The sequence below is a fragment of the Pseudomonas sp. TH06 genome (assembly GCF_016651305.1).
GTDB lineage: Bacteria > Pseudomonadota > Gammaproteobacteria > Pseudomonadales > Pseudomonadaceae > Aquipseudomonas.
Window position 1 is genome coordinate 114,623 of sequence record NZ_JAEKEC010000003.1, and the last position, 19,602, is coordinate 134,224.

18 protein-coding genes are annotated in these 19,602 nt (G+C 60.0%); 8 read left to right on the plus strand and 10 right to left on the minus strand.

Going from position 1 to position 19,602, the window contains the following annotated elements; genetic code table 11:
- Positions 1-71 precede the first annotated feature (71 nt).
- From cynS to JFT86_RS25350, 3 genes are all read left to right on the plus strand, one after another.
- Positions 72-539, plus strand: coding sequence for a cyanase (gene cynS, locus JFT86_RS25340; RefSeq protein ID WP_201238914.1), 468 nt, complete (start codon positions 72-74; stop codon positions 537-539).
- 82 nt (positions 540-621) lie between these two features.
- Positions 622-858: a DUF2790 domain-containing protein gene (locus JFT86_RS25345; RefSeq protein ID WP_201233772.1), complete on the plus strand. Its 237-nt coding sequence runs from the start codon at positions 622-624 to the stop codon at positions 856-858.
- Positions 859-870: 12 nt separating this feature from the next.
- A complete protein-coding gene (locus JFT86_RS25350) occupies positions 871-1,530 on the plus strand; it encodes a carbonic anhydrase (protein WP_201238915.1) in 660 nt (219 codons plus the stop codon).
- A gap of 155 nt (positions 1,531-1,685) precedes the next feature.
- Here JFT86_RS25350 and JFT86_RS25355 read toward each other — a convergent pair whose 3' ends face one another.
- A complete protein-coding gene (locus JFT86_RS25355; RefSeq protein WP_201238916.1) occupies positions 1,686-3,188 on the minus strand; it encodes an aldehyde dehydrogenase family protein in 1,503 nt (500 codons plus the stop codon).
- Positions 3,189-3,368: 180 nt separating this feature from the next.
- Complete coding sequence (gene glsB / locus JFT86_RS25360) at positions 3,369-4,277, minus strand: glutaminase B (RefSeq protein ID WP_201238917.1); 909 nt, start codon at positions 4,275-4,277, stop codon at positions 3,369-3,371.
- A 139-nt stretch (positions 4,278-4,416) separates the two neighbouring features.
- Here glsB and JFT86_RS25365 point away from each other — a divergent pair, with 139 nt between their 5' ends.
- The 3 genes from JFT86_RS25365 to JFT86_RS25375 all read left to right on the plus strand — a co-directional run bounded on the left by JFT86_RS25365 (position 4,417) and on the right by JFT86_RS25375 (position 8,236).
- The gene (locus JFT86_RS25365; protein ID WP_201238918.1) at positions 4,417-4,905 is read left to right on the plus strand and encodes a GFA family protein; all 489 of its coding nucleotides are present in this window, start codon (positions 4,417-4,419) and stop codon (positions 4,903-4,905) included.
- Between the two features lie 232 nt (positions 4,906-5,137).
- The gene (locus JFT86_RS25370) at positions 5,138-7,336 is read left to right on the plus strand and encodes a TonB-dependent siderophore receptor (RefSeq protein ID WP_201238919.1); all 2,199 of its coding nucleotides are present in this window, start codon (positions 5,138-5,140) and stop codon (positions 7,334-7,336) included.
- A 102-nt stretch (positions 7,337-7,438) separates the two neighbouring features.
- Positions 7,439-8,236: a MipA/OmpV family protein gene (locus JFT86_RS25375; protein WP_201233777.1), complete on the plus strand. Its 798-nt coding sequence runs from the start codon at positions 7,439-7,441 to the stop codon at positions 8,234-8,236.
- A gap of 33 nt (positions 8,237-8,269) precedes the next feature.
- Here the strand turns inward: JFT86_RS25375 and JFT86_RS25380 are convergent, their stop codons facing one another.
- From JFT86_RS25380 to miaE, 3 genes are all read right to left on the minus strand, one after another.
- Positions 8,270-9,556: an ATP-binding protein gene (locus JFT86_RS25380; protein WP_201238920.1), complete on the minus strand. Its 1,287-nt coding sequence runs from the start codon at positions 9,554-9,556 to the stop codon at positions 8,270-8,272.
- On the minus strand, positions 9,557-10,264 hold the full coding sequence (locus tag JFT86_RS25385; RefSeq protein WP_201238921.1) for a response regulator: 708 nt from the start codon (positions 10,262-10,264) through the stop codon (positions 9,557-9,559).
- Between the two features lie 141 nt (positions 10,265-10,405).
- Complete coding sequence (miaE, locus tag JFT86_RS25390) at positions 10,406-11,008, minus strand: tRNA isopentenyl-2-thiomethyl-A-37 hydroxylase MiaE (protein WP_201238922.1); 603 nt, start codon at positions 11,006-11,008, stop codon at positions 10,406-10,408.
- Between the two features lie 158 nt (positions 11,009-11,166).
- Between miaE and JFT86_RS25395 the strand changes: the two genes are divergently transcribed.
- Positions 11,167-12,030 (plus strand): universal stress protein, encoded by an 864-nt coding sequence (locus tag JFT86_RS25395; RefSeq protein ID WP_201238923.1) that lies wholly within the window; start codon positions 11,167-11,169, stop codon positions 12,028-12,030.
- Positions 12,031-12,192: 162 nt separating this feature from the next.
- Here the strand turns inward: JFT86_RS25395 and JFT86_RS25400 are convergent, their stop codons facing one another.
- The gene (locus JFT86_RS25400) at positions 12,193-12,663 is read right to left on the minus strand and encodes a DUF1289 domain-containing protein (RefSeq protein WP_201238924.1); all 471 of its coding nucleotides are present in this window, start codon (positions 12,661-12,663) and stop codon (positions 12,193-12,195) included.
- A 469-nt stretch (positions 12,664-13,132) separates the two neighbouring features.
- Here JFT86_RS25400 and acnB point away from each other — a divergent pair, with 469 nt between their 5' ends.
- Positions 13,133-15,742: a bifunctional aconitate hydratase 2/2-methylisocitrate dehydratase gene (gene acnB, locus JFT86_RS25405; protein ID WP_201239178.1), complete on the plus strand. Its 2,610-nt coding sequence runs from the start codon at positions 13,133-13,135 to the stop codon at positions 15,740-15,742.
- 168 nt (positions 15,743-15,910) lie between these two features.
- Here the strand turns inward: acnB and JFT86_RS25410 are convergent, their stop codons facing one another.
- From JFT86_RS25410 to JFT86_RS25425, 4 genes are all read right to left on the minus strand, one after another.
- Positions 15,911-17,557, minus strand: a complete 1,647-nt coding sequence (locus JFT86_RS25410; RefSeq protein WP_201238925.1) for a SulP family inorganic anion transporter — start codon at positions 17,555-17,557, stop codon at positions 15,911-15,913.
- An 80-nt stretch (positions 17,558-17,637) separates the two neighbouring features.
- Positions 17,638-18,918 carry an HAAAP family serine/threonine permease gene (locus JFT86_RS25415; RefSeq protein WP_201238926.1) on the minus strand — a complete coding sequence of 427 codons (1,281 nt, stop codon included), beginning with the start codon at positions 18,916-18,918 and terminating at the stop codon, positions 17,638-17,640.
- A gap of 251 nt (positions 18,919-19,169) precedes the next feature.
- Positions 19,170-19,352, minus strand: coding sequence for a hypothetical protein (locus tag JFT86_RS25420; protein WP_201233782.1), 183 nt, complete (start codon positions 19,350-19,352; stop codon positions 19,170-19,172).
- Positions 19,353-19,376: 24 nt separating this feature from the next.
- Complete coding sequence (locus tag JFT86_RS25425; protein ID WP_201233783.1) at positions 19,377-19,571, minus strand: hypothetical protein; 195 nt, start codon at positions 19,569-19,571, stop codon at positions 19,377-19,379.
- Positions 19,572-19,602: the final 31 nt, after the last annotated feature.

Below are 19,602 nucleotides of genomic sequence, written 5' to 3' on the forward strand. Positions count from 1 at the left end.
TTGGACGCTATGGATCAATCAGCAGAAAATCAATCCCACACAGCAAGCCAACCCCTGAAAGGAGTGACACCATGCAACAGTCCCACGCCTACAACGACACCAGCCTGGCCCTGACCACCCGCATTCTTGATGCCAAGGCACGCAAAGATCTGTCGTGGCAGGCTCTCGCCGACGACACCGGCCTCAGCCTGGCCTTCGTCACCGCCGCCCTGCTTGGCCAACACCCACTGCCGGCCAACGCCGCTCAAGTGGTCGGCGACAAGCTTGAACTCGACGCCGCCGATGTCGCCGCGCTGCAAATCATCCCGCTGCGTGGCAGCCTCAGCGGTGTGCCGACCGACCCGACCATCTACCGTTTCCACGAGATGATCCAGATCTACGGCACCACCCTTAAGGCGCTGGTTCACGAGCAGTTCGGCGACGGCATCATCAGCGCGATCAACTTCAAACTGGACATCAAGAAAGTCGAAGACCCGGAAGGCGGCTCCCGCGCCGTGGTCACCCTCGACGGCAAGTTCCTGCCTCTGCGTCCGTTCTGATTCACCCCGGCCCGCACCTCGTGTGCGGGCCAGCCAAAACTTCCAATGCACTTCGTCACCACCCAAGACTGGAGGCTGCCCCATGCAAAAAATTCTGTTGACCCTGGCCCTGCTCGCTGGCTTCGCCGCCCAGGCCCAGGCCACCGATGAGGCCATCGCCTACCGCTACGGCATGCAGCTGGACGTTGCGCAAGTGCTGAGCATTACCCCGGTTGCCGACGTCTGTGGCGTGGTGCCGGTGGAAATGACTTACCTGGACAGCCATGGCGGCAAACACATTCTGCAATTCAGCGAATTCGGCAGCGGTTGCTCGAACTAAGAGGACAACACCATGAAAAACCTGATTGATGGCTTCCTGAAATTCCAGAACGAGGCGTTCCCGCAACGCACCGAACTGTTCAAGCATCTGGCGACCACCCAGCATCCCGGCACCTTGTTCATTACCTGCTCCGACAGTCGTGTCGTGCCGGAACTGCTGACCCAGCAAGAACCCGGTGAGCTGTTCGTGATCCGCAACGCCGGCAATATCGTGCCGTCCTATAGCCCGCATCCGGGCGGGGTGTCGGCGACGGTGGAATATGCCGTGGCAGTACTCGGTGTGACCGACATCGTGATCTGCGGCCATTCGGACTGTGGCGCAATGACCGCGATTGCCCAATGCAAATGCATGGATCACCTGCCGGCCGTCAGCGGCTGGCTGCAACATGCCGAATCGGCAAAAGTGGTCAACGAAGCGCGGCCGCATGCCAATGACGCGGCGAAATTGAGTTCGATGGTGCGTGAAAACGTGATCGCGCAAATGGCAAACATCCAGACCCACCCGAGCGTGCGCCTGGCCCAGGAGAAAGGCCTGCTGAATCTGCATGGCTGGGTGTACGACATCGAGACCGGCTCGATCGATGCGCTGTCCTCGGACCGCCGCACCTTTGTGCCGCTGGCCGAGCAACCGGCGACGTGCGCCATTCAGGCAAACACCAACGCAGCCGCCTGATACAAATTCGCTGAGGTGAAAAAGAACTTGTGGCGAGGGGATTTATCCCCGATGGACTGCGCAGCAGGCCCAATCTCTTGGGGCCGCTGCGCGCCCCATCGGGGATAAATCCCCTCGCCACAGGACCGGTGTGGATCAACCAGAATGAGGTTTTCTTAGCGCTTCACGGCCAGGTCGATCTGGGTCATGCGACTACGAACAGTGAACACACCATCGCCAGACAGAATCGCACTGCGCGCAAACAAGCGCCCGCTCTCCCAGTTCGAAAGCCCCAGCTCCGGCTTGTTCAGCGCGTACTGACCATCGACCCAACGGGTGATGCCATTGCCCACGAACGGCGCGTTCACTGCGTTGTAGAACCGCGTCTGCACCTGCGCATCTTCGCTGATCAGCGACACGGTGAATTGCGGGCTGTAGCGGTTGAACAGCGTAATCGCCTGATCCAGATCGTCGACGATCATCAGGCTGACTTCCGGGGTCTCTTCCCATTCCCACTCACGGCCAAGGTCAGATTCCGCCAGCGGCTCGGCCAGTGCTTCGGTCTGGTAACCCTCGGCGCGGTAGACTTCGACTGTCGCGTTCCGCCACTCGCCCGGCAGATAACTTTCACTGCCTTCGACGATGTGCAATTTGCAGCCCTGCCCGCGTGCGGTGCCTGCCTGCTTGAGGGCATCGAGAAACAGCGGCAGCAGTTCTGCGGCGCGTTCGCGCTGAATCAGGCAGACGTTCAGCGTGTTGCAGACCTTGCGATCGAGTGAATTGCGCACCACCGCCGCAAAGCGTTTGGCGTCGGCATCGCGGTCAGCAATCAACCACGCCCCGCCGGTGCCGTGCAGGCTGACCGCCGTGCCAGCCTGCTGCGCAATACTGCCCAACTGACTGACCGCACGCCCCGACCCACGGGCGACCGCCAACGACAGGCGTCGGTCGGCAAACATCGCCCAACCGGCCGCGTGATTGACACTCTCGACCAACGACACCGCACCCGCCGGCAAACCGGCCGCTGCCAGCGCCGGGTTCAGTGCATGGATGACAATGGCTTGCGCGGTGCCCAACGCATCGCTGCCAATGCGCAGCACCGCCGTGTTGCCGGTGCGCAAGACGCCGGCCGCATCGGCAAACACGTTCGGGCGACCTTCGAAGACGAACGCAACGATGCCCAACGGCGACACCACTTGCTCGACCTTCCAGCCGTCGTGTTCGACGCTGCTGATGACTTTGCCGCGTGTCGCGGGTGCATCGCGCCAGGCCCGCAGGCCGGCAATCATGTCGCCGCGCATACGTTCATCGGCGAGCAGACGCGTGGTGGAACGCCCGCGTGCCTTGGCCCGTTCGATATCGGCGAGGTTGGCGGCGGCGATCTGCGCCCAGCAATCACTGGTTTCCAGTCGCTGTGCAAACAGATCGAAGAACCGGCTGATCGCCTCGTCGGACACCGCCGACAACACGGTAAACGCCGCAGCGGCGCGCTCGATTGCCACGGACGCGGCTTGTTGATCCGCTACCGGAATCAGCAACAACTCGCCACTCACCTGCTCCACCAACAGGTGGTCACCGGGCTGAAAGCGCGCGGCCAGTTCGGGGCTGACCACGGTGACGCGGTTACCGGCGAAAGGGATCGTCGTGCCAGCGACTAGACGTTCGAGCGCAAGAGACATGAAGCGTATTCACCATGCAGAGAGCGGCCGGAAAATGTATAGGAACACCCTCCTCCCAGGCAACACAAAAGCCCTTGTAGGAGTGAGCCTGCTCGCGATAACGGTGGATCAGATACACAGATGTTGACTGACACTACGCTATCGCGAGCAGGCTCACTCCTACAGGGATTAGGTTTCGGATCAGAACACCGACCAGCCGATCCGCGAGCTGAGCATCTCCAGCGCCGCCATCCCTGCCAATGAATTACCGGCGGCATTCAGTTCCGGCGACCATACGCACACGGTGAACTGCCCCGGCACCACCGCAACAATACCGCCGCCCACGCCACTCTTGCCCGGCAGACCGACGCGATAAGCAAAGTTGCCCGCCTCGTCATACAGACCACTGGTGGCCATGATCGAGTTGACCTGTTGGGTCTGACGTCGCGTGAGGATCTGTTCGCCGCTGTGTTTGCAGTAGCCGTCATTGGCCAGGAAGCAGAACGCCCGGGCCAGATCAATGCAGTTCATGCGCAGCGCGCAGTGGCTGAAATAACTGCGCAGCACCGACTCGACATCGTTGTGGAAGTTGCCGAAGGACTGCATCAGGTAAGCCATCGCCGCATTGCGCGCGCGGTGCTGGTATTCGGAGTCGGCGACTTTGCCGTCGATCATGATCTGCGGATTGCCCGACAGGCGCCGGACAAAGTCACGCATCGACAGGGTTGGCGCGGCAAAGCGCGACTGGTTGATGTCGCAGATCACCAGCGCGCCGGCATTGATAAAGGGATTACGCGGGCGCCCGCGCTCGAACTCCAGTTGCACCAGCGAGTTGAACGGCTGACCGGACGGCTCATGACCGAGGCGTTCCCAGATCGCCTCGCCGGAATGATCGATGGCCTGCACCAGGCTGAACACCTTGGAAATACTCTGCACCGAGAACGGCGTTTCGGCGTCGCCCGCGCAATACATTTCGCCGTCGTTGCCATACACGGCAATGCCCAGCTGATTGGCCGGCACTGTGCCGAGGGCAGGAATGTAGTCAGCCACTTTGCCCTGCCCGATCAGGGGCCGGACAGCGTCAAGGATCTCGTTCAACAGCGCTTGCATGCCGGGTTCCGAAGTCTCGCCCCATGGGATTGCGGGGACACTGGGGCTAGACGCTGCAAGCGCCTGTCGCATCACACCGGCAAGGCTCGCGCAAAATGCTCTAGGCTCAACCGCACAACCCTGCTAATGGAGAGCACCCATGCACCTCGAAGGCTCTTGCCATTGCGGCGCGGTTTCGTTCAGCCTGACCAGCGCCCACCCTTACCCTTATCAACGCTGCTATTGCTCGATCTGCCGCAAGACTCAGGGCGGTGGTGGCTATGCGATCAACCTCGGCGGCGACGCGACGAGCCTCAAGGTACGCGGCCGCAAACACATCAGCATCTACCATGCGCGCATGAAGGACGAAGGCGAAAAACGCGCCCACCGCAGCACGGCCGAGCGGCATTTCTGCTCGCTGTGCGGCAGTGGCTTGTGGTTGTTCAGCCCGGAGTGGCCGGAGCTGATCCACCCGTTCGCCTCGGCCATCGACACACCGTTGCCGGTGCCGCCGGAGCACACCCATTTGATGCTCGGCTCAAAAGCCCCGTGGGTCGAAGTCGAGACCAAGCCCAAGGACCAACAGTTCGAGGTATACCCCGAAGAATCCATCGCCCAATGGCACGAACGCCTCGGACTGACCCGCTGACCTCGCAACTCCAGCCAACCCAATCCCCTGTAGGAGTGAGCCTGCTCGCGATAGCGGTGTGCCAGACAACAACAATGTTGATTGATAGACCGCTATCGCGAGCAGGCTCACTCCTACAGGGGAACTCCACTGCTTCACATTTTGTTCCAGACAGTTCCCTTTTCCCGCACTCGTTCGGTTAACCCCTCAGAAGCACTTCAACTACCGATCGATTCGATGCAAAGGGATCTCCATGTCGCACGTCCGTTTTCGTTTTGCCTTGTGCCCGCTGGCACTGGCCCTGCTGAGCATTTCTGCCAACGCCGCTGAAAAAACCGACCAGACCCTGCAATTGGGCGCCACCAACATCTCCGCCCAAGGCCTCGGCGCCACCACCGAAGACACCCGCTCCTACACCACCGGTACGATGTCTTCGGCCACCGGCCTGCCGCTGTCGATCCGCGAAACCCCGCAATCGGTGACGGTGATCACCCGTCAGCAAATGGACGATCGCGGCGTGCAGAGTGTCGGCGATGCGCTGCGCAACACGCCCGGCATTTCGACGCAGAAGTACGACAGCGACCGTACCGAGTTTTCCGCGCGGGGCCTGGCCATTACCAACTTCCAGTACGACGGCATCAACATTCCCTACGATGGCGTCTACGGTGAAAACCCCAACAACGGCGACGACGCGGCGAGCATCGACCACATTGAAATCATCAAGGGCGCGACCGGCCTGATGACCGGATCGGGCGATCCATCGGCCACGGTCAACCTGATCCGCAAGAAACCCACCAAAGAATTCAAAGCCTCGATCAGCGGCACTGTCGGCTCGTGGGATGCCTACCGCACCGTCGGTGACATTTCCGGTTCGCTGACCGATTCGGGCAACGTGCGCGGGCGTTTCGTCGGCGCGTATTCGGACCAGAATTCCTACCTTGATCACTACAGCCAGCGCAAAGACCTGTTCTACGGCATTCTCGAAGCCGACCTGAGCGATGACACCTTGCTGACCTTCGGCATCGACAAGTCCAGCACCACCCCGCGTGGCAGTTCGTGGACCGGCAACCCGGTGTACTTCGCCGATGGCGGCCGCACTGACTTCCCGCGTCACTTCAATTCCGCGGCGGACTGGAGCCGTCGCGATTTCGACAACATCACCTACTTCGCCTCGCTAGAACAGGCGCTGGCCAATGACTGGAAATTCAAGGTCAGCCTCGACCAGAAAACCACCGATCACGACACGCGCCTGGCCTCGGCCAGCGGCGGCAACCCGGATCGCGCCACCGGCGAAGGCATGTTCCTGTACTGGGGTCGTTGGGAAGGTCATCGCGTGCAGAACACTGCCGACGTCAACGTCTCCGGCCCGTTTACCCTGGGCGGTCGCGAACATGAGCTGATTGCCGGCGTGATGACCTCGCACTCTCGCCAGACGGGTTCGACCTACGACACCAGCGCCTTCTCGCAGGTGCCGGGGAGCATTTACGACTGGAACGGTGATCTGCCTAAACAGGACTTCCCGAAGAACGGCAAATACGAGCGCACCCAAAGCCAGAACGGCGTCTATCTGGCCACCCGTCTGCGCCCGACCGACGATCTGTCGGTGATCCTCGGCAGCCGCTTGAGCACCTTCAAGTACAACGAAGACTACCGCTACAACCCGGGCGCCGGCCTCGACGACACCCACGCCAGCTACAAGGAACACGGCGTGGTCACACCTTACGCCGGGGTGATCTACGACCTCGACGACACCTACTCGCTGTACGCCAGTTACACCAGTATCTATCAGCCGCAGACCTACAAGGACAGCAACGGTTCGACCCTCGCGCCGGTCGAGGGCGACAGCTATGAAGCGGGTCTGAAAGCGGCGTATTTCGACGGTCGCCTGAACGCCAGCCTGGCGTTTTTCCGCATTGAACAGGATGGCGTTGCCGAATCGATCGGCACCAACGCAGTGACCAACGAAGGCATCTACAAAGCCATCGACGGCGCCACCACCAAAGGTGTCGAGCTGGAACTGGCGGGCGAACTGAGCGAGGGCTGGAACGTCTCCGCCGGTTATACCTATGCGCGCACCCGTGACGCCGATGAACAGCGCATCTACGGTTATCCGCTGTCGACCACCAAGCCTGAACACGTGGTGCGCACGTTCACCACCTATCGCTTGCCCGGCATGCTCGACAAAGTCACCGTCGGCGGCGGCGTGAGCTGGCAGAGCGCGTTCTACGGCAAAATCTACAGCGCCCCGGCCGGCGATTACACGCGGATCAAACAGGGCGGCTACACCCTCGTCGACCTGATGAGCCGCTATCAGTACAACGAGCACCTGAGCTTTACGGTCAACGCCAACAACGTCTTCGACAAACGCTACCTGACCGGGCTGGGCAACTTCGACACGACGTTCTACGGCGAACCGCGCAATCTGATGCTCACCACCAAATGGGACTTCTGATCGCGGCTTAACAGTCTTTGACAGTTTCCCGACAAAGCTGCCAAAGATTGCCGCTCGCCTCCCGCCTAGCATGGGCGCATCCACATTCCCCTCGGGTGCCCCATGCTGATTTCGTTTCGAACGTTCTCGCTGTCTCTGACCTCCCTTTGCCTGCTGGTGCCCGGCGGTTCGCTGCGCGCTGAGGACTGGCACGCGACCCTGCGCGCCGGGGCGGTCAATGCACCGCGCTTCAGCGGCAGTGAAGAGCGAGTGACGGCGCCGCTGGTGGGTGTCGAATTGGTCAGCCCGCAGGGATTTTTTCTCGACAGCGACCGGGGTTTGGGCTGGGGATTCGACGAAGAGGATTTCGGCCTCAGCGTCTACATCGGCGCCAGCGATGTGCGCAAGGATCGCCAGACCGGATTCAAGGGTTCTGACGAACTGAACGGCATGGGTTCGATCAAGTCGCGCCCGGTGCTGGGCGTGGACGGCCGCTATCATATGGGGCCGATCATTCTCGGGGCGAGTTTCGAACATGCGCTGGAAAAGGACGACGATGACCACGACACCGGTTCGTCGTGGAATCGCCTGAAACTGAGCATCAACCTGCCGTTGTATGAGGGCCGTTTCGGCAAGGTGTTCGGCGGACTGAACAGCCAGTTCGGCGACAGCGATTACCTGCACACCTGGTATGGCGTGAGCACGGCGCAGGCTGCGCGTAGCCAGTTCCGGGCATATGACGCGAAAGCCGGGTTGATCAGTCGCGGCGCGGACTTGACCTGGACATTGCCGATCGATGAGCGCTGGAGTGTGTCGTCAGTGCTGGCGGTACAGTACCTGAGCCATGAAGCGGCAGACAGCCCGATTGTCGACCGCCGCTTGCAGACTTCATTGGCTGGACAGGTGGCGTATACCTTCTGATTTATGTGGTGGCGTCGGCAAGGCCAACACACGTCAGTCCAGATGCGCCCAGGTCATCCGGAACGACGCTCCGCCCCAAGGTGAATCGCCGACTTCCACCTGCCCGCCATGGGATTGCGACACCCGTCGCACCAAGGCCAGCCCCAAGCCGAAGCCACCGGTGCGCCGGTCCCGGCTGGCATCGAGGCGCGAGAACGGTTCGAAGATCTTCTCCCGTCCGTGCATTGGCACACCGGGCCCATCGTCATTGACCTGCACCACGTAGTAATCGCCATTGCGCACCAGCGTGACTTCCACCCTTTGCTCGGCATAGCGAATCGCATTGCGCAGTAGATTGATCACCGCGCGCGCCATGAACCTTGGCTCGATGCGTACTGTTTCGAGCCGGCAATCGCCGATCAGCAATTGCACCCCCGCCGCCTCGGCCTCCAGCGCGACACTGCCGACCACGCTGTCGAGCCAATTGGTCGCCTGAATATTTTCGCGCTTGATCACCGTCGCACCGCGCTCAAGGCTGGCGTAGGTCAGCAGCTCCGAGACCATTTCTTCCAGTTCGCCCAGGTCAGCGTACATGTCAGCAATCAGCTCGCGACTCTGACTGGCATCCGGTTGTTGCTTGAGCTGATCAAGCTCGAACGACAGCCGCGCAATCGGTGTGCGCAATTCGTGCGACACGGCATTGGTCAGTTCGCGCTGATTGGCGATCAGACTCTCGATACGCGCCGCCATCAGGTTGAAGTGTTCAGCCAGATCGCGAATGTTCGAGCGTTTCGACAACTGGATACGCGCCGACAGATCGTTATCGCCAAAGCGTTCGGCGGCCAGGCGCAGTTTCTCCAGATCACGCCAGTGCGGACGTACCCAGAAAAACAAAACAATGCCAATCAACACCGCCAGCATCCCGTAAGCCGCCGAGATGTAGAACGGCATCAGGCTCGGCTCCGGCGGTAGCTTGATGCTCAACACCTGCGAACCGCCATCGATGTTGCTGATGAACTGCGTGTAGTTGTCGCGGATCACCAGCAGGTTCTGCGCCAGCTGGGCTTTTTCCTCGGGATTGAGTGCCAGTTGATCGGCCTCGACCAGGTTCAATGTCAGCCCGTAATGCGGGCGCAAGGCGTCCAGTTGTTGCTCGCGTTCCGCACCCTGACGCCCGCGTAAATGATCCACCAGCGACCACGCCTGACCGCGCACCGCTTCGCGGTTGTAGGCCTGCATCTGATTGTCGAGCAACGCGTTGAAGGTGTGTTCGACGGTTTGCAGGGCCAATACCAGCCCCACCGTCATCACCAGAAACAGCCCGAGAAATAACCGCAGCATCTACAACTCCCACGCAAACGGATTGAACAGATAACCCTTGCCCCAGACGGTCTTGATGCACACCGGTTCACGGGGATTGTCCTTGAGCTTGTTGCGCAACTTGCTGATGTACACGTCGACGCTGCGGTTCAAGCCATCGAAGGCGATGCCGCGCATGCGATTGAGAATGTCATCGCGCGACAGCGTATTGCCGGCGGCACTGGCCAGCAGCCACAGCAGCTCGAATTCCATGGTGGTCATTTCGATGATCTCGCCCGCCAGCCGCACTTCACGGCAACTGCGGTCGATGCTCAACCGGCCGAACTCCAGAGCACTGACCACGCCACTGTCCGGCACCTGGCGCCGCTGCAACGCACGCAACCGGGCCAGCAGCACCGGCGGCTTGATCGGTTTGATCACGTAGTCATCGGCACCGGACTCCAGGCCGAGAATATGGTCGAGGTCGTCTTCCTTGGCCGTCAGAATCACGATCGGCGTGTCCGACACGCTGCGGATTTCGCGACACACGTGCAGGCCGCTTTGCCCCGGCAGCATCAGGTCGAGCACCACGACTTTGGGTTTGAATTCCAGAAAAGCGGCCACAGCCAGATCCCCGCGATGCACCGTGCGCACCTCGTAGCCGTGTTGTTCGAGGAAGTGCGCGATCAACGCGGCAAGGCGTTCATCGTCTTCCACCAGCAGGACTTTGCCAAAACCCAGGTTATCCATAACGACCGTCTGCCAACCATCTGTGAAGTGGGCGACATTATGGCGGCAATCGCTGGCGAGGCGTTTGCCTCAGGCAGCAAAAACCGGCCCCGGGGGCCGGTTTTCAGTGATGTTTCATACTCTTAAGAGTTTTTAACAATCTCAGGCAGGTACGCCGCTGTGGAAGCGGAACTCTTCATCCGGCGATTCGATCAGCTCTTGCTCGGCGGCGCGGACTTTTTCGATCACCTGAGCGATATCCTTGGCGTCGCCATACTGATAGGCCAGTTTCAGATACCCCTGAAAATGCCGCGCCTCGCTTTTCAGCAAGCCAAAATAGAACTTGCCGAGTTCTTCGTCCAGATGCGGCACCAGCGCTTCGAAGCGCTCGCAACTGCGCGCCTCGATAAACGCCCCCACCACCAGCGTATCCACCAGCTTCACCGGCTCATGGCTGCGCACCACTTTGCGCAGGCCTGACGCATAGCGCCCGGCATGCAGCTGGCGCAACTCGATCTTGCGGCGTTTCATGATGCGCATGACTTGCTCGTGGTGCACCAGTTCTTCCCGGGCCAGACGCGACATCATATTGATCAGGTCGACGTGGGAGTGGTACTTGGCTATCAGGCTCAGCGCGGTGCTGGCAGCCTTGAACTCGCAGTTCTTGTGGTCGATCAGCAGGGTTTCCTGATCGGCCAGTGCCGCCTGGACCCAGGCGTCGGGGGTGCGGCAGCCAAGGAATTCGTGGATTTCGGGAAGGATCATGGGGCTCACGGTAAAGGTGTTCGAGCGAAGGGCGCCGATTATACCGGCCTGCCCGCAGACCACCAGCGGCTGGCGTTGATATGCATCAAGTCGCGGGTGTTCAGGCAGCAACTATAGTTGTGCAACGCCGTGCCTTTTCTTTGCTGGAGACTCCGCTCATGCAAGCCATTCGCAGCATTCTGGTGGTCATCGAACCCGAACATTCGGAAAGCCTGGCGCTCAAGCGCGCCAAGCTGATCGCTGGCGTGACCCAGGCCCATCTGCACCTGCTGGTGTGCGACAAGAAGCACGATCACGCTGCCATGCTCGGCGTGCTCAAGGCCGCGCTGCTGGCCGACGGCTACAGCGTGACGACCGAACAGGCATGGAACGAGAGCCTGCACGAAACCATCATCGACGTGCAGCAGGCCGAAGGTTGCGGGCTGGTGATCAAGCAGCATTTCCCCGACAGCTCGCTGAAAAAAGCACTCCTGACCCCGGCGGACTGGAAGCTGCTGCGCCACTGCCCTACCCCGGTGTTGCTGGTGAAAACCGCAGGTTCGTGGAAGGACAAGGTGATTCTGGCGGCAGTCGACGTGGGCAATGTCGACGGCGAGCACCGGCATTTGCACACGACGATCATTGATCACGGTTATGACATTGCCAGTCTGGCCAAGGGGCATTTGCATGTAATCAGCGCCCATCCGTCGCCGATGCTCTCCGCCGCTGACCCGACGCTGCAACTGAGTGAAACCATCGAAGCGCGTTATCGCGAGCAATGTCGGGCGTTTCAGGCCGAATTCGACGTTGATGACGCGCATCTGCACATCGAGGAAGGCCCGGCGGATGTGTTGATTCCGTTCATGGCGCACAAGCTGCAGGCGGCGGTGACCGTGATTGGCACGGTGGCGCGTTCGGGATTGTCAGGGGCGTTGATCGGCAACACCGCTGAAGTGGTGCTGGATGCGCTGGAGAGTGATGTGCTGGTGCTCAAGCCGCAGGAGGTTGAGGATCATCTGGTCGAGTTGGCGGTGAAACACTGAACAGCTCATATTGAAATGCGATCCCTGTAGGAGTGAGCCTGCTCGCGATGGCGGCGTGCCAGACAACAACAATGTCGACTGATAGACCGCTATCGCGAGCAGGCTCACTCCTACCATTGGAATGCATTGCAAAATGCGGGAGCGAGCCTGCTCGCGAAGCTTCTAGGCGCCGAAGGCGTCCTTGAGGAAGCCCGGGGCGATGTAGCGCTGATAGTGCGCTTCCGACAGCAGGAAGAATTCCCGATCAATGGCATCGCGCAATTCCGGCAGGTTCCAGTCGCGAAATTCCGGCAGCAAGACCATGCCGTAGGCGTCCAGATTAATGATCACCCGCGCCCCCCGGGCGATCAACTGATAGGCCCAGCAATATTCCGACTGATGCGGTACAAAGCGGATCTTGCGCTGCTCCAGCTGCTGGCGCAGGCGCGCCGAATCGAAGATCTCGACCTTGCCCGCCATCACTTGTGACAGCAATTGCTCCAGACGCAACCATACCGCACGCTTTTCCTCCTCGTTGTAACCATTCCAATTGATCACTTCGTGATGGAAACGCTTGCAGCCACGGCACACCAGATCTCCGTAAACAGTGGAGCAGAGGCCGACGCAGGGGGTCTTGATGGTCTGATTGGGCATAAAGTAGGCAATGACACTGAAACGCGGAACAGGTCGGCATGTTAGCCCTTTGTCGGGCATTGATCACCCCTCAAACGTCAGGGGCAAGCGCTCGAACAGACTTTGGGCAAGCCCAACACAACGCCACCAAAGTCCAATAGAGCGCGACTTACCTTTAAATTTTTTTTGCCGTAGAATCAGCCAGCCTTTTAAGGCGCCAATGTCCGTTAGAAGCTGTTTTCAAAGCGTCACGAGCACAGTCGTTCCTTCAGAGCGGTGTTGGCGAGGGGTTTTTCCAGCGGGGAAAAGCCCAACGCCAACCCTCATCAGCTCCCCGTTCTGCAGGCGTAAAACTTTGAAAGCAGCTTCTGTAAGGAATGTTCGGTAATTCTGGCTAAACGGCGCACAACGCCGTGCAGCGCATGAGTACGAGCATTTCGCGACGAGCGTCCCGGACAGCCATTTGGGACCACTGATGAGGGTAATAACTGTGCTTGAAGCCTACCGCAAACATATCGAAGAGCGCGCAGCACTGGGTATCGTTCCCCAGCCGCTTAACGCCGAACAAACTGCAGGCCTGGTCGAGCTGCTGAAGAATCCTCCGGCTGGCGAAGAAGCTTTCCTCGTTGACCTGATCACCAATCGCGTACCACCTGGAGTGGACGAAGCCGCTTACGTCAAAGCCGGTTTCCTGTCGGCTCTGGCCAAAGGCGAAGTTTCCTCCCCTCTGCTGGACAAGAAACGCGCAGTAGAACTGCTCGGCACCATGCAGGGCGGCTACAACATCGTGACCCTGGTCGAGCTGCTGGACGACGCCGAACTGGCGCCAGTTGCTGCCGAAGAACTCAAGCACACCCTGCTGATGTTCGATGCGTTCCACGATGTCGCTGAAAAAGCCAAGAACGGCAACGCTCACGCCAAAGCCGTACTGCAATCCTGGGCTGACGGCGAGTGGTTCAAGAAGCGCCCGGTGCTGGAAGACAAAATCAGCCTGCGCGTGTTCAAGGTAACCGGCGAAACCAACACCGACGACCTGTCCCCTGCTCCAGATGCCTGGTCGCGTCCCGACATCCCGCTGCACGCCTTGGCCATGCTGAAAATGGCCCGTGACGGCATCGTTCCGGACGAGCAAGGCAAGACCGGCCCGATGAAGCAGATCGAAGAAATGCGCGGTCAAGGCTTCCCTATCGCCTACGTCGGTGACGTGGTCGGTACCGGTTCCTCGCGTAAATCCGCGACCAACTCGGTCCTGTGGTTCTTCGGCGACGACATCCCTTACGTGCCGAACAAGCGCGCTGGCGGTTTCTGCTTCGGCAGCAAAATCGCTCCGATCTTCTACAACACCATGGAAGATGCCGGCGCACTGCCAATCGAGTTCGACGTTACCAACATGAACATGGGCGACGTGATCGACCTGTACCCGCATGCTGGCAAAGTCTGCAAACACGGCACTGACGAAGTCCTGACCACCTTCGAAATGAAGACCCCGGTGCTGTTGGACGAAGTCCGTGCCGGTGGCCGTATCCCGCTGATCATCGGCCGTGGCCTGACCGAGAAGGCTCGCGCCGAACTGGGCCTGCCTGCGTTCGACCTGTTCAAGAAGCCTGAAGCTCCAGCTGAAAGCACCAAGGGTTTCACCCTGGCGCAGAAAATGGTCGGCAAGGCCTGCGGTCTGGCAGAAGGCCAGGGCGTACGTCCTGGCACCTACTGCGAACCGAAGATGACCACCGTAGGTTCTCAGGACACCACCGGTCCAATGACCCGTGACGAACTGAAAGACCTGGCGTGCCTGGGCTTCTCCGCTGATCTGGTGATGCAGTCGTTCTGCCACACCGCGGCTTATCCAAAGCCGATCGACGTGACCACCCACCACACCCTGCCTGACTTCATCATGACCCGCGGCGGCGTTTCCCTGCGTCCGGGCGACGGCATCATCCACTCGTGGCTGAACCGCATGCTGCTGCCGGACACCGTTGGTACCGGTGGTGACTCGCACACCCGTTTCCCGATGGGCATCTCGTTCCCGGCCGGTTCCGGTCTGGTCGCGTTCGCCGCTGCCACCGGCGTCATGCCGCTGGACATGCCGGAATCGATCCTGGTGCGCTTCAAAGGCAAAATGAAACCTGGCATCACCCTGCGTGACCTGGTTCATGCGATTCCGTACTTCGCTATCCAGAACGGTCTGCTGACCGTCGAGAAGAAAGGCAAGAAAAACGCCTTCTCCGGCCGCATCCTGGAAATCGAAGGTCTGGAAGGTCTGACCCTGGAGCAGGCGTTCGAACTGTCCGACGCCTCGGCCGAACGTTCGGCTGCCGGTTGCACCATCAAGCTGTCGAAAGAATCGATCACCGAGTACCTGAACTCCAACATCACCCTGCTGCGCTGGATGATCGGCGAAGGCTACGGCGATGCCCGTACCCTGGAGCGTCGTGCACAAGCGATGGAAGCCTGGGTTGCCAACCCGGAACTGATGGAAGCCGATGCCGACGCCGAATACGCCGAAGTCATCGAAATCGATCTGGCCGACATCAGCGAGCCTGTACTGTGCGCGCCGAACGATCCGGACGACGCCCGTCTGCTGTCCAGCGTTGCTGGCGAGAAGATCGACGAAGTGTTCATCGGTTCGTGCATGACCAACATCGGTCACTTCCGCGCTGCCGGCAAGTTGCTGGATCAGGTCAAAGGTCAGCTGCCAACCCGTCTGTGGCTGTCGCCGCCGACCAAAATGGACGCTCACCAACTGACCGAAGAAGGCTACTACGGCATCTACGGCAAGGCTGGCGCTCGCATGGAAATGCCGGGCTGCTCGCTGTGCATGGGTAACCAGGCACGCGTTGAGCCGAACAGCACAGTGGTGTCGACTTCGACCCGTAACTTCCCGAACCGTCTGGGCGACGGCGCGAACGTCTACCTGGCTTCGGCCGAGCTGGCGTCCGTTGCTTCGATCCTGGGTCGCCTGCCGACCGTCGAGGAGTACATGGAATACGCTGGCAAGATCGACAGCATGGCGGCCGATATCTACCGCTACCTGTCCTTCGACCAGATTGCCGAGTTCCGTGAAGCTGCTGCGAACGCCAACATCCCGGTCGTTCAAGCCTAACGCTGCAACGCAATGAAAAACGCCGCCCATCGTGAGATGAGCGGCGTTTTTTTATGCCTTGGAATACCGCTCCCCTGTAGGAGTGAGCCTGCTCGCGATAGCGGTGTGTCAGTCAAACTTGTATCAACTGGCAGACCGCTATCGCGAGCAGGCTCACTCCTACAGGGGTTATGTGTTGAGCTTGAGGGCTTTCTGCACCGCACCATCAACGCTCAAGCCACTGAGGATCACGCCGTTGGCCGACACTTCGGGTAATGCCTCCAGCACCACCAACGCCCCATGTTTGAGCCGCGCCAGAATCAGCCGCTTGCCTTCCTGATGCACCCGCAAAAAGAACTCCTGCATTGCCTCTATGCTGGTGCCATCCAGATCCGGAGTTTCCTCCAGACTCAAAATCACTGTGTGCACAGGTGCATCCGAATGCCGAATCAAGCGTAACGCCGCGCCGAGGATCCGCTCGACATTGGCAAAGAACAGCGCCTCGCCCGGCCGGACGATCAACACCCCCGGCTCGCCGATTGCCGTCGGATGGCGCTGTTGATCGACAAAGTCATGCCCGCCGTCAATTCGCCCCAGCACCTGAATGTCCGCCGACGACATCTGCTTGAGCATCAGCAAGACACTGATCGCCACCGCCACCAGCAAACCGTCGAGCACACCGAGCACCAGCACCGCCGCCACCGCGCACAGCACCAGCACGCGGTCGCGACGCCAGATGAAATAACGCCCCAATGGCTGCAGACTCAAACCGCGCCCCAACGCGTGCATGACAATCGCCGCCAATACCGGCTCAGGGGTCAAAGCGATCCACGGCAACACGGTCAGCACGATGATCAGCACCACCAACGCAGCCACCCCGCCAGCCCAACGTGATGTGGCACCCGCCGCCTCATTCGCCGATGTCGCCGAATACCCCGCACCCGCCGGCATGCCATGGAACAACCCGGACAACAGGTTTGACGCGCCCAGCGCCAACAAATCGCGGTTGGACGTCACACGGTCACCATGTTTGAGCGCGTACGAACTGATCGAGCCGTAAGATTCCGCGTACAGAATCATCACCAGCGCAAACCCCACCTCCCCCAACCGCAACCAGTCGGCGAACGGCAGCACCGGCAGATTGGGGACTTCCAGGCTGAGATCGATCATGCCGATCATCTTCACACCGTACGCCGGCAGGTTCAGCCATTGACCGGCGGCGATGCCGATCACCACCACCAACAAACCACCGGGCAATCGTGGCAACCGCGAAAACGCCGCCAACAAAATCAATGCCACTGACGCAACAGCCGCCGCCGGCCAGTTCCACTGCGGCAACTGTTCAAGTAATTGCGGGGCGAAGCGCACCAGATTGGCGTCGGTCAGGTGCACGCCGACCACACTGGCGACCTGCTTGAGAATGATCGTCAGCGCCAGGCCGAAGGCAAACCCGCGCAACACCGGTTTGGCAATGAACGCCGTGACGCTGCCCAGACGAAAGATCCCGGCCAGCATAAACAGCGCGCCCGTGACCAATACCAGACCGACCGCCAGCGTCGCGCGCAATTGCGGATCACCATTGGCCAGCGTTGCCGTGGCCGCCGCCAGCACCGCCGCCGAAGATGACGTCGCCGAAACAATGGCAAAACGACTGGTGCCGAACAGCCCATAACAGAGCAACCCGGCAAACAGGGCGATCACCCCGGCCTGCGGCGCCAGCGCGGCGATGGTCGAATAGGCTACGGCTTCGGGCAGCAACAGCCCGGCAATCGACAGACCGGCGAGTACATCCCGCCAGCGATTGGGTGATTCAACAGGTTGTGGGGCGCTCGACAATCCACTGTCTCCAGACGAAAAAAAACCGCTGTGCGCATCACGCACAGCGGCCACTGTAGCTGAGTATCCGAGGCTTTGGCTTAAGCCGTCAGCGAATAAATCAACGCCGAAATCGCCACCAGACCCACGGCGGTGACAAACACGTTCGACGCCTGGCCACGATAGCGCGCCATCGCTGGCACCTTACGAATGGCGTACATCGGCATCAGGAACAGGATCGCCGCGATCACCGGGCCACCGATGGTCTCGATCATGCCGAGAATGCTCGGGTTCCAGGTTGCAACGATCCAGCAGATCACCAGCATGAACGCCGCCACAATGCGATCCAGTGCCTTGGCGCCCGGACGCTTGCCGCTTTTGATGATCAAGCCCTTCAGACCTTCGCTGGCACCGATGTAGTGACCGAGGAACGACTTCGAGATCGCCACGAACGCAATCAACGGCGCTGCGAAAGCAATGGTCGGGTTGCTGAAGTGGTTGGCCAGGTAGGACAGGATCGACAGGTTCTGCGCCTTGGCTTCAGCCAGTTGTTCCGGCGACAGGGTCAGCACGCAACTGAAGACGAAGAACAGCACCATCACCACCATCAACATATGGGCACGGCAGAGGATCTGCGAGCTGCGCTGGTCAGCGTTGGCGCCGTAACGACGCTTCTGATCCACCGCAAACGCCGAGATGATCGGCGAGTGGTTGAACGAAAACACCATCACCGGAATGGCCAGCCACAAGGTGTGCAGCAACGCCGATGGCGCCGGCACTTGCGAGGCGGTGGCGAGGATGCCGCCGTTCCAGTGCGGAATCAGGTACACGGCAAGGAACAGCAGCGCAACGATGAACGGATACACCATCAGGCTCATCGCCTTGACGATCGCCTGCTCGCCGCAACGTACCACCGCCAGCAGACCGAGGATCAGCACGAACGACAGAATCACCCGCGGTGGCGGTGTGATGTGCAGTTGATGTTCGAGGAAACTGGCGACTGTGTTGGTCAGGCCGACGCTATAGATCAGCAGGATCGGGAAGATCGCGAAGAAATACAGCAAGGTGATCAGCGCACCGGCCTTGATGCCGAAATGCTCCTCGACCACGTCAGTGATGTCGGCGCCTTCGCGACCGGACAGCACAAAACGGGTCAGGCCTCGGTGTGCGAAGAACGTCATCGGGAATGCCAGCAGCGCGAGGATCACCAGCGGCCAGAAGCCACCCAGCCCTGCGTTGATCGGCAAAAACAGGGTGCCGGCGCCGATGGCCGTCCCGAACAGTCCCAACATCCAGGTGGTGTCCTGGCGATTCCAGCTCGAAAGTTCAGCGGGTGCTGCTGCATCAAAGCGTTGGTCGACGCTTTTGGCCTGATCATTCATCCGGTCGGATCTCCGCATTCCGGTCACTTGCCACTCGGTCAGGACGCGTCGGAAAAAACCGACAGACATGCTCCGGCCGAAACAGGGGCGCGATTCTCCGCGATAAATGAGCAGAAGCAAAGACTTAGCTGAGGAATGGTTGTGCGGAGCAGATGAGCGAGGTGTCGTTTTTGGGAAAATTGCTGTCGGCACAAGGTATGTACAGTGTCGTTTTTTGATAAGAGCCAACGCCGACGACGAGCAAAACGTAATTAGATTGAACGCATGACTATCAATCCGATTGTGAGGAACGCCAGGCCAAACAAAAAACCGAGACTGAACCTGAACAGTTCCGACCGAATTTCCGCTGGGGAGAGGCCTTGTATTTCGTCGGCAAGTTCGGCGTCTTCTCGATACAGTCGCTCAATTCTGGCTACGCGTTCTTCCAGGGTCATGATAATTCTCCTCAGCGGGTTAATTTAGAACTTCACCAAAAGGCTTAATACGGCAGCAAGCGCGGTTAAGACCCCAGTACCTACCGCGACGGGATACCAGAACTTTTCTCGCTTGAACTTGCTTTCCTCCGCCATGAGCTTAAGTCTCTCGACAACAAGTTTGCGTATTTCATTTTGTAGCCTCTCAAGTTCCAGATTTTCGCGATCATTCTGAAGCATGTGCCTTCCTTGGCTGTTGGCAGTCACTGCC

What these genes read in the sequence shown, in the direction of transcription:
- cynS (WP_201238914.1), top strand. Translation starts at nt 72, where the DNA reads ATGCAACAGTCCCACGCCTACAACGACACCAGCCTGGCCCTGACCACC.
- JFT86_RS25345 (WP_201233772.1), top strand. Translation starts at nt 622, where the DNA reads ATGCAAAAAATTCTGTTGACCCTGGCCCTGCTCGCTGGCTTCGCCGCC.
- JFT86_RS25350 (WP_201238915.1), top strand. Translation starts at nt 871, where the DNA reads ATGAAAAACCTGATTGATGGCTTCCTGAAATTCCAGAACGAGGCGTTC.
- JFT86_RS25355 (WP_201238916.1), bottom strand. Translation starts at nt 3,188, where the DNA reads ATGTCTCTTGCGCTCGAACGTCTAGTCGCTGGCACGACGATCCCTTTC.
- glsB (WP_201238917.1), bottom strand. Translation starts at nt 4,277, where the DNA reads ATGCAAGCGCTGTTGAACGAGATCCTTGACGCTGTCCGGCCCCTGATC.
- JFT86_RS25365 (WP_201238918.1), top strand. Translation starts at nt 4,417, where the DNA reads ATGCACCTCGAAGGCTCTTGCCATTGCGGCGCGGTTTCGTTCAGCCTG.
- JFT86_RS25370 (WP_201238919.1), top strand. Translation starts at nt 5,138, where the DNA reads ATGTCGCACGTCCGTTTTCGTTTTGCCTTGTGCCCGCTGGCACTGGCC.
- JFT86_RS25375 (WP_201233777.1), top strand. Translation starts at nt 7,439, where the DNA reads ATGCTGATTTCGTTTCGAACGTTCTCGCTGTCTCTGACCTCCCTTTGC.
- JFT86_RS25380 (WP_201238920.1), bottom strand. Translation starts at nt 9,556, where the DNA reads ATGCTGCGGTTATTTCTCGGGCTGTTTCTGGTGATGACGGTGGGGCTG.
- JFT86_RS25385 (WP_201238921.1), bottom strand. Translation starts at nt 10,264, where the DNA reads ATGGATAACCTGGGTTTTGGCAAAGTCCTGCTGGTGGAAGACGATGAA.
- miaE (WP_201238922.1), bottom strand. Translation starts at nt 11,008, where the DNA reads ATGATCCTTCCCGAAATCCACGAATTCCTTGGCTGCCGCACCCCCGAC.
- JFT86_RS25395 (WP_201238923.1), top strand. Translation starts at nt 11,167, where the DNA reads ATGCAAGCCATTCGCAGCATTCTGGTGGTCATCGAACCCGAACATTCG.
- JFT86_RS25400 (WP_201238924.1), bottom strand. Translation starts at nt 12,663, where the DNA reads ATGCCCAATCAGACCATCAAGACCCCCTGCGTCGGCCTCTGCTCCACT.
- JFT86_RS25415 (WP_201238926.1), bottom strand. Translation starts at nt 18,918, where the DNA reads ATGAATGATCAGGCCAAAAGCGTCGACCAACGCTTTGATGCAGCAGCA.
- JFT86_RS25420 (WP_201233782.1), bottom strand. Translation starts at nt 19,352, where the DNA reads ATGACCCTGGAAGAACGCGTAGCCAGAATTGAGCGACTGTATCGAGAA.
- JFT86_RS25425 (WP_201233783.1), bottom strand. Translation starts at nt 19,571, where the DNA reads ATGCTTCAGAATGATCGCGAAAATCTGGAACTTGAGAGGCTACAAAAT.